Here is a 13,445-nt window from a genome sequence, read left to right on the forward strand (position 1 = left end):
CGGACAACGCATTAGCGACATCAGTCACATTTTTGTACCTTACATCCCAAGCCAAACACATTGGAACACATGAGGAAACACAAATGTCCGTTATCAATACTAAAGTTAAACCGTTTAAAAACCAGGCCTTTAAAGATGGTCAGTTCATCGAGGTGACCGAGCAGAACATCGAAGGTAAATGGAGCGTGTTCTTCTTCTATCCGGCTGACTTTACCTTCGTTTGCCCAACTGAACTGGGCGACGTGGCGGATTACTACGACGAATTCCAGAAAATCGGCGTTGATATTTACTCTGTCTCCACTGACACCCACTTTACCCACAAAGCCTGGCACAGCAGCTCTGAAACCATCGCCAAAATCAAATACGCGATGATTGGCGACCCGACCGGTGCGCTGACCCGCAACTTCGAAAACATGCGCGAAGATCAGGGCCTGGCTGACCGTGGTACGTTTATCGTTGACCCGCAAGGTATTATTCAGGCGGTGGAAATTACGGCAGAAGGCATTGGCCGTGATGCATCTGACCTGCTGCGCAAAGTGAAAGCCGCCCAGTACGTGGCCTCTCACCCCGGCGAAGTGTGCCCGGCAAAATGGAAAGAAGGCGATGCGACACTGGCTCCGTCTTTGGATCTGGTCGGCAAAATCTAACTATCACGTTTCCCCAGCGCTTCAATTCGTTTATCGGGTGCGTTGCACCCGATTTTTACGCCAATGCCAAGGATAATCTATGCTCGACAATAACATGCAACTCCAGTTGAAAGCCTACCTGGAAAAATTGACTAAGCCGGTTGAGCTGGTGGCAACGCTGGACGATTCGGCCAAATCAGCAGACGTTCGCACACTGCTGACGCAAATTGCCGGTTTATCTGAAAAAGTCAGTTTCTTTGAAAATAATGACCTGCCGGTACGCAAACCTTCATTTCTGGTGACGAACCCCGGCTCGGCCAGCGGCCCGCGTTTTGCCGGTGCACCGATGGGGCATGAATTTACCTCGCTGGTGCTGGCTCTGCTCCAGACTGGCGGACACCCGTCAAAAGAGGCGCAGGAGTTGCTCGACCAAATCCGCGACCTGGACGGTACGTTTCACTTCGAAACCTATTATTCGCTGACCTGCCACAACTGCCCGGATGTGGTGCAGGCGCTGAATTTAATGGCCATCCTGAACCCGAATGTAACCCACACCGCAATTGATGGCGGCGTGTTTCAGGATGAGATCAAAGACCGCAATATCATGGGCGTGCCGACGGTATTCCTGAACGGTGAACACTTTAGTCAGGGCCGCATGAGCCTGGCGGAGATCGTCGGCAAGGTGGATACCGGTGCGACCGCTCGCGTAGTGGATAAGCTCAATAGCCGCCCGGTGTATGACGTGCTGATCGTCGGCAGCGGCCCGGCGGGAGCCGCCGCTGCGGTGTACGCCGCCCGTAAAGGCATCCGCACCGGTTTGATGGGCGAGCGTTTCGGCGGGCAAATTCTCGATACCGTCGATATCGAAAACTACATTTCTGTGCCGAAAACCGAAGGCGCGAAGCTGGCCGGTGCACTGAAAGCCCATGTCGATGATTACGACGTGGATGTGATTGATGTGCAAAGTGCACAAAAACTGATCCCGGCGACGCAACCCGGCCAGCCACACCAGATTGAAACGGCCTCTGGTGCGGTGCTGAAATCACGCAGCATCATCATTGCCACCGGTGCGCGCTGGCGCAACATGAACGTGCCGGGCGAAGATCAATACCGCACCCGTGGTGTGACTTATTGCCCGCACTGTGACGGCCCGCTGTTTAAGGGCAAGCATGTGGCGGTGATAGGCGGCGGTAACTCTGGCGTGGAAGCCGCCATCGATCTGGCCGGTGTGGTGAAACACGTTACCCTGCTGGAATTTGCACCAGAACTGAAAGCCGACTCGGTGTTGCAGCAAAAACTGCGCAGCCTGCCGAATGTCGATGTGATTGTGAATGCACAGACGACCGAAGTGCTGGGCGACGGCCAGAAAGTGACCAGTCTGGAATATAAAGACCGCCTCACGGATAACGTCCATAAGCTGGCGCTGGAAGGCATTTTCGTGCAAATCGGTCTGTTGCCGAATACCGGCTGGCTGGAAGGCGCGGTTAACCGCAATCGTATCGGTGAAATCGAGATAGATGCCCGTTGCGAAACCAGCGTGAAAGGGGTGTTTGCTGCCGGAGACTGCACGACGGTGCCCTATAAACAGATTATTATCGCCACCGGTGAAGGGGCGAAAGCGTCACTGAGTGCGTTCGATTATTTGATACGAGCACAATGACAAAAGCCCGACACGACACTCTCCGCATGTCTTTCGCTCAAGCCGGGTGAGTACGGCAGACCTCCTGCACAGAGGTCATTCTCTACCCTCATGCTCCACCTGGTCGCTTGCGGCGACCCTACCCCTTTAGCCGCTCTAAAGGGGTTTTTTTATGGCTTATTATCACATGCTGAGCGGTAAAATCAGGCCTTTGGCGCGAAAGGTGATGATATTCCGGTGAGTGTGCTGTCGGTGGGGCCTACCGGCTCGCGGGCATCAGTGAGGTATCACTCAGGGTTGCCATCACCCGATAGCAGGATGAGGCGCTGGATGTGTCCTTGCCGCGACGCAGGTGTCAGACGTGAGGACAGGGTGCATTTATTCGCCCACCATGCTTTCCAGCCGTAACAGCGTAATCTGGCGCAGTTGCTCCAGCGCCTCGGCGGTTTCCTGCTGTTCGTTATTTTGTAACCGGCGATGCAGAATGTGCAAAATTTCCTCACCGCTACGGCCCTTGGCGCGAATTAAAAATACCCGGCCAAAACGCGATTCATAACTGGCGTTGGCCGTGCGCAGCGCCTGCGACAGCGAGAGGGTTTCGCGCTGTCCTTCGCCCTGCTGCTGAGGTGACACTACGCCTGCGGCCAGCGCGCCGATGTGCGGGTGGTTACGCAATGCCTGCGCCAGCTCCTCGCCTTGCCAGCCTTGGGTGGCTTGCAGTCCGGCGGCCAACAGTGCCGCCCGGTTGCCGTAAGGGCGACCGGCGGTAACGTGTTTTGCAAAACCTGGTAGCGCCACGCAGGGTGTCAATAACGCTACAGCTTCACTGACACTGAGCAGGTTAAACTGTTCCAACGTGATCATTGTCTCTCCTTGTTCGGTTGCCTGAATGCTATAGGGTGTAGATCCCTGTTATCACCCCGGTTTGCAGGATAAGGTTTCACCTTCCCGACTGGGATTTGCCATAATCTGCTTACCCCTCCGGTTTCTAGCAACTACCGTGCCAGTGATTGTTTGACCAGCAGGTCAGAAACAGGTGTAGCTGCTGGCATACAGTCGGTTCATTCTGGCGCATCGGTTTGCCCTGTGATGGTGCATGTGGTGTCAGGCTGCCCATTGGGGCGGCAGCATGCTCATGAAGGGCCCGCCTGAGTGAGTATTTACTTGCAAAGACAGGGTGATGGCATAAAACGGGCCTGTGCCGGTACAACGTGCGTTTGGCGCGTGATGACGTGCGGGGTGTTCTGTGGCCCCGGCAGGCGTTTGCCGAGGCCCTTCTGGCGGGGGGGCATGGCGAATACTGCCCCTGAAAAACAAGTGAGCGCTTACTCTTCATGCCTGCGTTGCGGGCATCTATTGCCAGCCATTGGCCGCAGGCTGGCGCAACAGGCGCAGGCCATTGCCGACTACCAGCAGGCTGGCTCCGACATCGGCAAACACTGCCATCCACATTGTGCCCATACCCAGCAGCGTCAGCGCCAGAAACAGCGCTTTGATGCCGAGAGCCAGCGCGATGTTTTGTATCAAAATGGCGCGGGTTGCCGTTGAGATGCGCACAAATTCGGGGATTTTGCGCAGATCATCATTCATCAACGCGACATCAGCGGTTTCTATGGCGCTGCCGGTGCCCATGGCTCCCATCGCAAAACCAATATCGGCGCGGGCCAGCGCCGGGGTGTCATTAATCCCGTCGCCCACCATACCGACCATCCCTTGTGCGCACAGCCGTTCAACGTGAGCAAGCTTGTCTTGCGGTAACAGATTACCGTGCGCTTCATCCACACCAACCTGCTGTGCAATCGCGTTTGCCACCGTGGTGTTATCGCCGGTGAGCATCAGCGTGCGGATCCCCAGTTGATGCAGGGCGGTGATCGCCTGCTGGCTGGAGGGTTTCACGCTATCGGCGACGGCTATCAGAGCCAAAACCTGTTGGGTATTGCCCAGCACCAGCGTGGTGTTACCTGCCTGCTCCAGCGCGGCAAGCCGGTCGGTGAACGCATCAGCGGTTTCCGCCCCCAGCCACTCACGCGCCAGGCGCAGGTTGCCTAAAAAATAACGCTGATTCTCCAGCGTACCGATAACCCCTTGCCCTGCAACGGCGCTGAACGTTGCCACCTCCAGTAATGGCGTTGCGGCGTCTGTGGCTGCCTCGGCAATGGCGCGTGACACGGGATGGTCTGAACGGGCTGCCAGGCTTGCCGCCAGCTGGCGACAGCGGGCATCTTCAGTCTCATTGAGGGCATAAAAACCGGTCTGCACCGGCTTGCCCTGCGTCAGCGTGCCGGTTTTATCCAGCGCCAGCCAGCGCAGCGCGTGGCCTTTTTCCAAAAATACTCCGCCTTTAATCAAAATACCGCGTCGCGCTGCCGCTGCCAGCCCGCTGACAATCGTCACGGGCGTTGAGATAACCAGCGCACAGGGGCAGGCAATCACCAGCAACACCAGCGCTTTGTAAATCCATGCCAGCCACTCACCGGCCCCGAACAGCGGCGGCAGCGTTGCCACCAGCAGGGCGGCGGCAAAGACCAGCGGCGTGTAGACGCGGGCAAACTGGTCAACGAAACGCTGTGTCGGGGCTTTTGCGCCTTGAGCCTGCTCGACGGCATGAATAATGCGGGCGAGCGTCGTGTCGCTGGCGGCGGCCGTCACCCGGTACTCAAATGCACCATTTTCATTAATGGTACCGGCAAAGACACGGTCGCCGACGCCTTTGTCCACCGGCAGGCTTTCGCCGGTAATCGGTGCCTGATTGACGGCCGACTGGCCGCTGATAATGTCGCCATCCAGCGCAATACGTTCACCAGGGCGCACCCGCACAATACTGCCTGGCAGAATCTGACTTGCTTCGGCCTCCTGCCAGCGGCCGTCCGGCTGTTGCACAGTCGCGCTCTGCGGTGCCAGGTTCATCAGCCCGGCAATGGCGTTGCGCGCCCGGTCAAGAGAGCGAGCCTCGATACGCTCTGCCAGCGTAAATAACACCATCACCATGGCGGCTTCCGGCCATTGTTGCAGAATGAGCGCACCGGTGACGGCAATGCTCATCAGTGCATTAATATTCAGGTTGCCGGTACGTAACGCTATCCAGCCTTTACGGTAGGTGCCAAGGCCACTGAGCGCCACGGCGATGATGGCAAGCCCGGCAGCAGACCAGACCGGCCACTGCATCCAGTCCGCCACCTCAGCCAGCGCGGCAACCGCTATCGCCAGCGCGAGCGGCCACCAGGCTTTTTTCTCAGCCGGCGGCATGGATTGCGCCCCCTGCGGCGGGTGAATTTCAGGCTCGAAGCCAACGGCACGCACAGCCGCCAGCACTTCATCCAGCGCATCATGGCGATGGGTAACGGTCATGACCCGTTGCATCAGGTTAAATTCCAGTGCCTTAACCTGCGCTAATCCCCCCAGTTTTTTACGTAATAGCGCTTCTTCGGTCGGGCAATCCATCTGCATGATACGAATAGGGGTATGCTGCCAGTCACCGTCGCGTTGTGCGTCGGTCAATGCCGAGAGCGGGGCTGCCGGGTGATGAGTACAGCACGCTGCCTGTGAGGCATCGTGCTGTTGCCCCTGTGCCGTATGCGCCCGTGGCCGCCGCAGCGCACTGCCAGGCTTGCTGGCACTGGCCCCGATGGGTTTTAGCACCTGTAACGGGCGATGAGCATATTTTTCTGCCATGATTGCATCCTGTTCGATGTTTTGCTGTAGTAAAAACCCTATAGCCGCTACAGGGTCAAGAGGGCATCACATGAAAATTGGCGATCTGGCAAAACTCACCCATACCACCCCGGAAACCATCCGTTTTTACGAGAAAAAAGGGCTACTGCCCGCGCCTCATCGCACCGAGGGCAATTACCGCCACTATGCGGCGCAGCACATAGAGCGGCTGCGGTTTATTCGTAACTGCCGCTCGCTAGACATGAACCACGATGAAATTCGCGAACTGCTTGCGTTAGGCGAACAGCCTGCCGCCAGTTGCCAGGGCGTCAATAACCTGCTGGAAGAACACATCGGGCATGTGGAGGTGCGCATCGCGCAATTACAACAGCTCAAGGCGCAACTGGCAGCGTTACGTCAGCGCTGCCAGTCTGTTCAATCTGTCGATGATTGCGGTATTTTGCAGGGCATTTCCACGCTGGAGCTGGACGGGGAAGACACCTCTCACACGCATCTTTGACGGGCAATCTTGTGGCTGTCATCAGTGGTGATAACTATCAGCAACGTAGAGTTGAGCCTGCTTGCCAGGCAACGATGAGAGTGAAGAGGTCGTTGTAATCAGGTAAAAACAGATCATAACAGAGTGTTATCTGGACGCTGACAACGGTACAAAATAAATATGTATCCGTATTATTTCAGGTTTAATCTCAGATATTGCGGTTCATTTTATGAAAACCTGTCTATGGCGATTCTGGCGGGGGAGGATGTGTCCTGCTGGTTTAAATAAATACCACTTGAGCACCTCTCGAAAAGGCGGGCATTCTGCGCAGATAATTATTGAGGGCATCATATTTCTGCATCATCTTCGAGCGACTGTATAATCAGATCCCGCAGCCACTTGTGAGCAGGTTCACGGTGCAGATGTTCGTGCCAGAGCATGTTCATCTCAAAGCCAGGTATATCCATTGGCGGTGCGAAATATTGTAATTGCGGATTGTCTCTTACCAGCCGTAACGGTAGCACGCCGACCAGATCGGTGGTGGCGATGGTGAATACAGCAAACATAAAGTGCGGGACTGACAGCACGACGTTTCTGCTTAACCCCATTTCCGACAGCGCCTTGTCCGTATTTCCCCAAAAACCACCGCCGTCCGGCGAAATCATCACAAAATCCAGTTTGAGAAACTGCCTGAGCGTCGGTGCTGATTTCAGCCATGGATGACCAATACGGCAGACAAGTACATAGCGTTCGCTGAACAGCATACGGCAGCGCAGCCCCTGCGGCGACTCCTCGCGAATATGAAAGAACAGATCAACATTGTCCTGTCCCGCGACCTTCGCAATCTGTGAGTTGGCATTTTCCAGCACCGCCAGTCGAGTGCCGGGCGCTTCGCGACGTAAATTTTTCAGCACCGGTAGCAGCACCGTGTTTTCACAATAATCTGCCGCTATCACACGCCAGATATGGGTGGATTTGCTGGGAATAAATGGGTCAGGGGAAGAGATAGCTTTATCCAGTAGCGCTAGTGCCTGGCTGAGTGGTGTGCGCAGTAGCTCTGCTCGTGCTGTAGGGCGCATACCACGCGGGCCGGGTAAAAAGAGTGGATCGTCAAAACTTTTTCGCAGCTTCGCCAACTGCACGCTAACGGTTGGCTGGGAAAGATTCAGCATTCGGGCGGCGCGTGTCACGTTCGGATCCTTTAGCAAAGCATCCAGTGTCAGTAGAAGATTCAGATCCAGTCTTTTGAGATTATCCATTGTAATACCTAAATAGCTTCTCATATTACCGCTCCACTTTAGCCAGGCCAGGTTGGTTGCCGGGAAATGGTGAAGCTGCATTCATAAATTGCGCTACCTGTTTCAGTAACTGCCACATGTACCGGCACTGATGATTTCGCGTTATCGTTTCGTGTAACGACAGCCACAACCGTTCAATTGGATTCAGCCACGGCGAATAGGTCGGCAGAAACAGTAGCCGGAACTTACTGTTCTCCGACAGCCAGCGCGCCACTTTGTGGCTTTTATGGATGATGTCGTTATCAACCACCAACGTAATGGTTTTCGCCCGCCGGTATATGCGTCGTAATGCCTCTAACAGTTGGATAAATAAATCAGAGCTCTTGCTGTTGCCACTAACGTAGGAGACTCGGCCCGTCACCGAATGCAGTGCGCCAGCCAGATAATGTTTCTGGTTCTGTCCCGGCGTGGCGATACGTTTCTGCTGCCCTTTGGGCATCCAGTCGGCACCGATTTTCGGGTTCAGGTCGATATCGACTTCATCCTGATAAAACACGGGATTAGCCGCTGAGCCCTGAGCCAGCGCCTGCTCGATGGCAAGCCGCTTTTCATCATAATACGGGTCCCTGATTTTCAGCGTCGGTGCGGCCCTGCGCCAGACCATACCGGCCTGTTTGAGGTATCGGTGCAGGGTGGAGCGGTGAAGCGTCACGTCAAAAAGCCGGTTGACGATGCGGGTCAGTAACTCTGTACTCCAGCGGGAGCGCAGCCAGCCGAAATCCTTCGGTGAACGTTGAACCAGCAAGGGAAGCACACGCTGGATATCGGCGACGGGCCAGCAAGGCGCACGACCGGGCCTGAGGCTCTTGAGTCATTCAACACCTTGTAAAGTAAACCAGTTTATCCATCTTCCGACGGATGAACGCGCAGCACAGAGCAGTCTGGCGACGTCGGTGACGGTCATTCCCCGATGCAACATCAACATGGCAATGAGTCGTCTGGCATAATTTTTATCGCGTGTTTGTTGGGCTTCTTTGCACATCAGTTGTCGTTCTTCATCAGGGATTGCTGCTATGATCGGCATCGCTCAGTCCGGTTGGTGATTTGGGATATTTGGCGATTGATCAGATCGCTCAATTCGGACTGAGTTCCCTTCAAGTGATCTACTATTTTGCGAAGCTATTTAGTATCTGTCAGGATATAAAGCCGGTGAAAATGAATTAAATGTTTTTTCACTCGCTTAATCCTGACTCTTTTAAGTGAAATGTATTCGGTGATAATTATAAAATTATTTTTAATTAAACGATTTCTAGATGTTTTAATCTTTCTGGGATAGATACACCTGCCTTAAAAAATCAATATAAATTGGGTAAAGAGATGAAATATTTCGAGATGGAAAAAAGGTGTGTGGTAAGTGAAAATAATGTTATAGGTTTCTTTCCAGGATTAGGCAGCCGGGCTGTATATCAGAATATTGGCGAAGACTTGTTGAAATCTGGAAATAAAGTTATTGAGCAGATATACAGCGAAGCTGCAATGGCAATGGGGTACGGCGACCACCCCGAAAAAATGCTGATTAATCCGGTAACGCTCCCAGAAGGAAAAATGGAACGACAGGGATTTATCGGTGCAAGTTTCCTTACCCATAACCTCGCTCTGGCTGCCCAGTTAAGTGTGCGGGCGCAGCAGCAAGGTCAGTCTCTTCATTTTATTGCATATAGTGGAGAAAGTTTCGGGATTATTAACTCTGCGGTTGCCAGTGGTGCACTGAGCGTGGGTGACGGTATAAAAATCGCTAATTTTTTTACCCCTTATATATTACTTTCCTCCGAAAGTAGTGACGAACCTTTTAGCCAGTCAGTCATAGACTATTTCCCGCCAGCGCTAAAAGAGCAGACTTTGATTTCCGAACCTTATTATGTCATTGCACTACGTGGCAGGAACAAGCTGCTGACAGAGGCCGTGACAGCGGCACCAGATGTTCATCCTTCATCTTTGCGCCACGCGCTGAAAATCGCACGCCGTTTACCGTCTCACGCTGGGCGGGTAACGCTCCAGATATGCGCTTTGAGGTTGAATTCATCCCAGCGGGCAAAACGGAGTTCACTGGAGCGCAGAAAAACATGCAGATTCAGCTCCAGCGCCAGACGAGTCAGCATCCGGCCTTTGTAGTTCTCCATCTTCGCCAGCAGTTCAGGAAGGCGTTTAAGCGGCCGGGCGGGGCGATGTTAGGTCACGCCCGGGGTCACGACGCCATCCAAATCGTAAGCCGGATTGTATTTGATTACGCCCTGCTGTACGGCATGGCGCATAATTTTGGTCAGATGCTGGCGTACCCGTCCGGCGACGTCATGCACGCCTTTGTCGTCAATCGCCTTAACTAACTGCGCCAGATGGCGGGTTTTAACCTGAGCGATATCCATCGCGCCAATCGCGGGGAAAACGTAGCGTTTCAGGCAGGTAAGAATTTTATCGGCGTGCACGTCTGACCAGAGTTTTAGAGAACTGGTGTGCCACGCCATCGTGACATACTGAAAGGTGCGGGATTCCTCAACGGCGGGGTTGTTCGATTTACGAAGCTGAGAAGGGCAGAGTCCAGACGCCAGTAGCTTACGTGCTGCATCGCGCTTTTCGCGGGCTTTTGCCAGCGTAGTTTAAGAATAGGGGCCAAAGGCCAGACGGCTTTCTTTACCGCCGCGGCGATAGCGGAAGCACCATAGCTTAGCGCCGCTGGTGGATACCGTGAGGGGCAGGCCTTGCGAGCCACTGAGATGAGTGACTGTGCAGAAAAGCAAAAACCCGCCTTTTTGGCGGGTTCTTTGAATAAGTGGTGCCCGGACTCGGAATCGAACCAAGGACACGGGGATTTTCAATCCCCTGCTCTACCGACTGAGCTATCCGGGCAACGTGGCGCATTAAACCGGATTCGGGCGATCTCGTCAACGTGAATTCGTTGGTTTATGGTGAGTTTGCCTGCTTTTTCGGCATTCCTGCATTTTTTGCGTAAATAATCGGCGCTTGGGGTTAATGAATGTGTGAGCGTTGTGTCGATGGCTATGCCAGTGCGCCATGCTGGCGGCACATCGCCATGTGTAATACATCCTCTGCTAATCGTTTTGCCACACTGACGTCAGACAACTGGCGTTTTACCAGCAACCGGCTCAGGCAGCCTTCCAGAATGAGCTCTAGTTGTTGTGCCACCATGTCAGCATCATCGGTTCCCAGTTCGTCAAGCAAGGTTTTGGTGTATTGATAAGAGGCCTGCTTTTGCTGGTCGGCAAGTTGATGAATCGGGTGTGTTGGGTCTGGGTAGGCGCTGCATGCGGCAATAAACAGACAGCCAGGAAACCGCTGCTGGCGCACCGCATCCTGTAAGCGCTGATAGCGTATCAGGAGCTTTTGGCTGGTGCTGAGCTGTGTGTCAAGTTGCACTTGCTTACGCCAGATGTTGATCTGCTGGCTGTGGTAGCGCAGGCAGTCATAGAGCAGGGCATCGCGATCGGGCCAGAAGGGGGTAAGCGCTTCAATGCTGATGCCCTGGTGCTGTGCCAGTTTCTCTGGTGTCATGTTGGCAAAGCCGCTCTGTTCCAGTAGTACCAGAGCCTGTTCCAGTACGTGTTCCCGTTGCATGATGTTTCTCCGGTGTTGCCTGTGTTGCGAGCCTGATTGACCAATACCCCTGACAGCGGTGAACGATGGGGTTAGTGTGGTAATTGCCTGATATGGGCCGCAAAGGTTTGGGCATCCATCAACCCTGTCACCCGTGAGCCAGGAATTTCGCGCCCGTCTGCATCAAAAAACAGGATAGAGGGGAGCCCTAAAACCTGTAAATGCTGCAACAGTACACGCTGGGTGTCGTTATTGCGGGTCACATCGGCTTGCAGCCGCTGTAGCGTTGAGAGTGATACCTGAACCGTGGCATCGCTAAAAGTATATTTTTCAAACTCTTTACAGGCCACACACCAGTCAGCATAGAGATCGAGCATGGTGATGCGCCCATCGCTACGTTCAAGTGCATGAGTCAGTTCACTGAGCGAGCCAACAGGGGTAAATGACAGCCGGGCCGATGTCTCTGGCATGGTTGCACCAAATACCCAATCTTGCAATGGCCGGGCTGCCAGTAGTGCGCCGAGTAATAACAGCACCTGTACGATGCGCATTCCCCCAGTTTGGCTGCGCAAACTGAGGCTAAATGCCCAACCGAAAAAGGCCACGCCGAGCAGCCCCCATAAACGCCATTCCCAGTGCTCTCCCAGCACCCTTCCCAGCAGGAACACTGGCAGCGCCAGAATCACAAAGCCAAACCCTTCCTTGATATGGCCCATCCAGGGGCCGCGTTTGGGCAGCAGCCGGTTGCCAAACAGGGTTACGCCCACCAGCGGCAGCCCCATGCCCAGCGCATACAGATACAGCGTACCGCCGCCGGCCAGCAGGTTGCCACTTTGAGCAATATACAGCAGCAGCGCGCTGAGTGGTGCTGTGGTGCAGGGCGAACAAATCAGCCCGGCCAGCGCCCCCATGGCAAAGACGCCGACGGCAGACCCGCCTTGCTGGCGGTTACTCCAGAGCGTGAGCCGGGTTTGCAGGGCGGAGGGCAGTTGCAAGGTGTAGACACCAAACATCGATAGCGCCAGCGCGGCAAACATCACGGAAAGCCCGATCAACACATACGGATGTTGCAGTGCCGCCTGAAAGCGCAGACCTGCGGCCGCGACGATCAGGCCTAGCAGGGTGTAGGTCAGCGCCATCCCTTGTACATACAGCAGCGTTAACAACAGGGTGCGTGCAGCAGACAGGCGCTGACGCTGGCCCAAAATCAGCCCCGAAATCAGCGGGTACATGGGTAACACGCAGGGCGTGAAGGCGACACCGATACCGATAAGCAAAGCCCAAAGTGGGGAAAAGGGCAGTGTCGCAGGCTCCACGGATGGCACCGGTTGCACCGCTGTGGCCGAAGAGTGAGGGGGGCGAGCGGTTGCCTGAGTAGGGGGGGGCACGTTGGTGGTTGTGGCACTCAGCGGTAGTTCGCGGGTTTCCGGCGGGTAGCAAAGCCCCATTTCGGCACACCCCTGATAGCTGACCCGCAGTGTGGCGTCGGCAGGAATGTCACGCAGAGGGACGCTCAGTGTCAGCGACTGACGATAGACGTCTACCTTGCCGAAAAACTCATCTTCATGCGGCTCACCGGGCGGCAAACTGACCGCTCCGCCCTCGATAAAAGGGCTTTCCAGCACAATCTGCTGGCGATAAAGATAGTAGCCGGGGCGAATTTGCCAGCTCACGGTAAGATGATGATCTCGTTGCTGGAAATCCAGCGCAAAGGCTTGATCAACAGGAACAAACTGGGGCTGACTGGTGCGACCGAAAGGGTTTTGCGCCACACCCGGCGTACTCAGTAGTACGCCAAGACAAAACATGATTACAGCAAGGATGCGTTGAGCCATGAGAGATAATCGCTGTCACCATCCTCAACCGCAAGCACCAGCAACTCCGGTGTTTGGTAGGGATGTTGTTGTTTCAGGTGAGTCAGCAAGGCGGACTGGTGTTCCCTGTCGCTTTTAAGCAGCAGTTGAATCTCCGTCTGCTGTTCCAGTTTTCCCTCCCAGTAGTAGAGAGAGGTTGCCCCCGGCAATAGAGTGACACAGGCGGCCAGCCGCGCATCTAACGCTGACCGGGCGAGTTGCCGGGCACAGGCTTCATCCGGTGCGGTACACAGTACCACCACCGCGTTGTGCGGTGCGGATGGGGGTGTTGAATCGGACATCGTGACCTCGATAACGGTAACGGTTGAG

The 13,445-nt window shown here is 54.9% G+C and carries 9 protein-coding genes, 1 tRNA gene and 2 pseudogenes; 3 read left to right on the forward strand and 9 right to left on the reverse strand.

The features are described from left to right. Positions 1 to 83: 83 nt before the first annotated feature. Together ahpC and ahpF are read left to right on the forward strand one after the other, a co-directional pair. Positions 84 to 647 (forward strand): alkyl hydroperoxide reductase subunit C, encoded by a 564-nt coding sequence (gene ahpC, locus DAQ1742_RS02650; protein ID WP_012883250.1) that lies wholly within the window; start codon positions 84 to 86, stop codon positions 645 to 647. Positions 648 to 726: 79 nt separating this feature from the next. Then, a complete protein-coding gene (gene ahpF, locus DAQ1742_RS02655) occupies positions 727 to 2,286 on the forward strand; it encodes an alkyl hydroperoxide reductase subunit F (protein WP_035339618.1) in 1,560 nt (519 codons plus the stop codon). Between the two features lie 357 nt (positions 2,287 to 2,643). Here the strand turns inward: ahpF and uraD are convergent, their stop codons facing one another. Together uraD and DAQ1742_RS02665 are read right to left on the reverse strand one after the other, a co-directional pair. Continuing rightward, on the reverse strand, positions 2,644 to 3,129 hold the full coding sequence (gene uraD, locus DAQ1742_RS02660) for a 2-oxo-4-hydroxy-4-carboxy-5-ureidoimidazoline decarboxylase (protein ID WP_035339619.1): 486 nt from the start codon (positions 3,127 to 3,129) through the stop codon (positions 2,644 to 2,646). A gap of 489 nt (positions 3,130 to 3,618) precedes the next feature. Further along, positions 3,619 to 5,937 (reverse strand): heavy metal translocating P-type ATPase, encoded by a 2,319-nt coding sequence (locus DAQ1742_RS02665; protein ID WP_035339621.1) that lies wholly within the window; start codon positions 5,935 to 5,937, stop codon positions 3,619 to 3,621. Positions 5,938 to 6,007: 70 nt separating this feature from the next. Here DAQ1742_RS02665 and cadR point away from each other — a divergent pair, with 70 nt between their 5' ends. Beyond that, positions 6,008 to 6,436 carry a Cd(II)/Pb(II)-responsive transcriptional regulator gene (cadR, locus tag DAQ1742_RS02670; RefSeq protein ID WP_035339624.1) on the forward strand — a complete coding sequence of 143 codons (429 nt, stop codon included), beginning with the start codon at positions 6,008 to 6,010 and terminating at the stop codon, positions 6,434 to 6,436. Positions 6,437 to 6,762: 326 nt separating this feature from the next. Here cadR and DAQ1742_RS02675 read toward each other — a convergent pair whose 3' ends face one another. The 7 genes and pseudogenes from DAQ1742_RS02675 to cutA form a co-directional block, all read right to left on the reverse strand. Further along, positions 6,763 to 7,674, reverse strand: a complete 912-nt coding sequence (locus DAQ1742_RS02675) for a LysR family transcriptional regulator (protein ID WP_035345699.1) — start codon at positions 7,672 to 7,674, stop codon at positions 6,763 to 6,765. Positions 7,675 to 7,699: 25 nt separating this feature from the next. Beyond that, positions 7,700 to 8,737, reverse strand: a pseudogene (locus tag DAQ1742_RS02680) (IS630 family transposase). A gap of 876 nt (positions 8,738 to 9,613) precedes the next feature. After that, positions 9,614 to 10,478, reverse strand: a pseudogene (locus tag DAQ1742_RS02685) (tyrosine-type recombinase/integrase); the annotation flags it as partial. A gap of 3 nt (positions 10,479 to 10,481) precedes the next feature. After that, positions 10,482 to 10,557 (reverse strand) — tRNA-Phe (locus DAQ1742_RS02690). Positions 10,558 to 10,707: 150 nt separating this feature from the next. Beyond that, a complete protein-coding gene (dicD, locus tag DAQ1742_RS02695; protein ID WP_035339640.1) occupies positions 10,708 to 11,283 on the reverse strand; it encodes a division control transcriptional repressor DicD in 576 nt (191 codons plus the stop codon). A gap of 71 nt (positions 11,284 to 11,354) precedes the next feature. Next, positions 11,355 to 13,097, reverse strand: coding sequence for a protein-disulfide reductase DsbD (locus DAQ1742_RS02700; RefSeq protein ID WP_035339642.1), 1,743 nt, complete (start codon positions 13,095 to 13,097; stop codon positions 11,355 to 11,357). After that, positions 13,073 to 13,417 (reverse strand): divalent cation tolerance protein CutA, encoded by a 345-nt coding sequence (gene cutA, locus DAQ1742_RS02705; protein ID WP_035339644.1) that lies wholly within the window; start codon positions 13,415 to 13,417, stop codon positions 13,073 to 13,075. Before cutA ends, DAQ1742_RS02700 begins: the two co-directional genes overlap by 25 nt. Positions 13,418 to 13,445: the final 28 nt, after the last annotated feature.

The organism is Dickeya aquatica, from assembly GCF_900095885.1.
In the GTDB taxonomy this organism is placed as follows: Bacteria; Pseudomonadota; Gammaproteobacteria; order Enterobacterales; family Enterobacteriaceae; genus Dickeya; species Dickeya aquatica.

Coding starts and splice junctions, on each gene's coding strand:
- ahpC (WP_012883250.1), top strand. CDS start 84: ATGTCCGTTATCAATACTAAAGTTAAACCGTTTAAAAACCAGGCCTTT.
- ahpF (WP_035339618.1), top strand. CDS start 727: ATGCTCGACAATAACATGCAACTCCAGTTGAAAGCCTACCTGGAAAAA.
- uraD (WP_035339619.1), bottom strand. CDS start 3,129: ATGATCACGTTGGAACAGTTTAACCTGCTCAGTGTCAGTGAAGCTGTA.
- DAQ1742_RS02665 (WP_035339621.1), bottom strand. CDS start 5,937: ATGGCAGAAAAATATGCTCATCGCCCGTTACAGGTGCTAAAACCCATC.
- cadR (WP_035339624.1), top strand. CDS start 6,008: ATGAAAATTGGCGATCTGGCAAAACTCACCCATACCACCCCGGAAACC.
- DAQ1742_RS02675 (WP_035345699.1), bottom strand. CDS start 7,674: ATGGATAATCTCAAAAGACTGGATCTGAATCTTCTACTGACACTGGAT.
- dicD (WP_035339640.1), bottom strand. CDS start 11,283: ATGCAACGGGAACACGTACTGGAACAGGCTCTGGTACTACTGGAACAG.
- DAQ1742_RS02700 (WP_035339642.1), bottom strand. CDS start 13,097: ATGGCTCAACGCATCCTTGCTGTAATCATGTTTTGTCTTGGCGTACTA.
- cutA (WP_035339644.1), bottom strand. CDS start 13,417: ATGTCCGATTCAACACCCCCATCCGCACCGCACAACGCGGTGGTGGTA.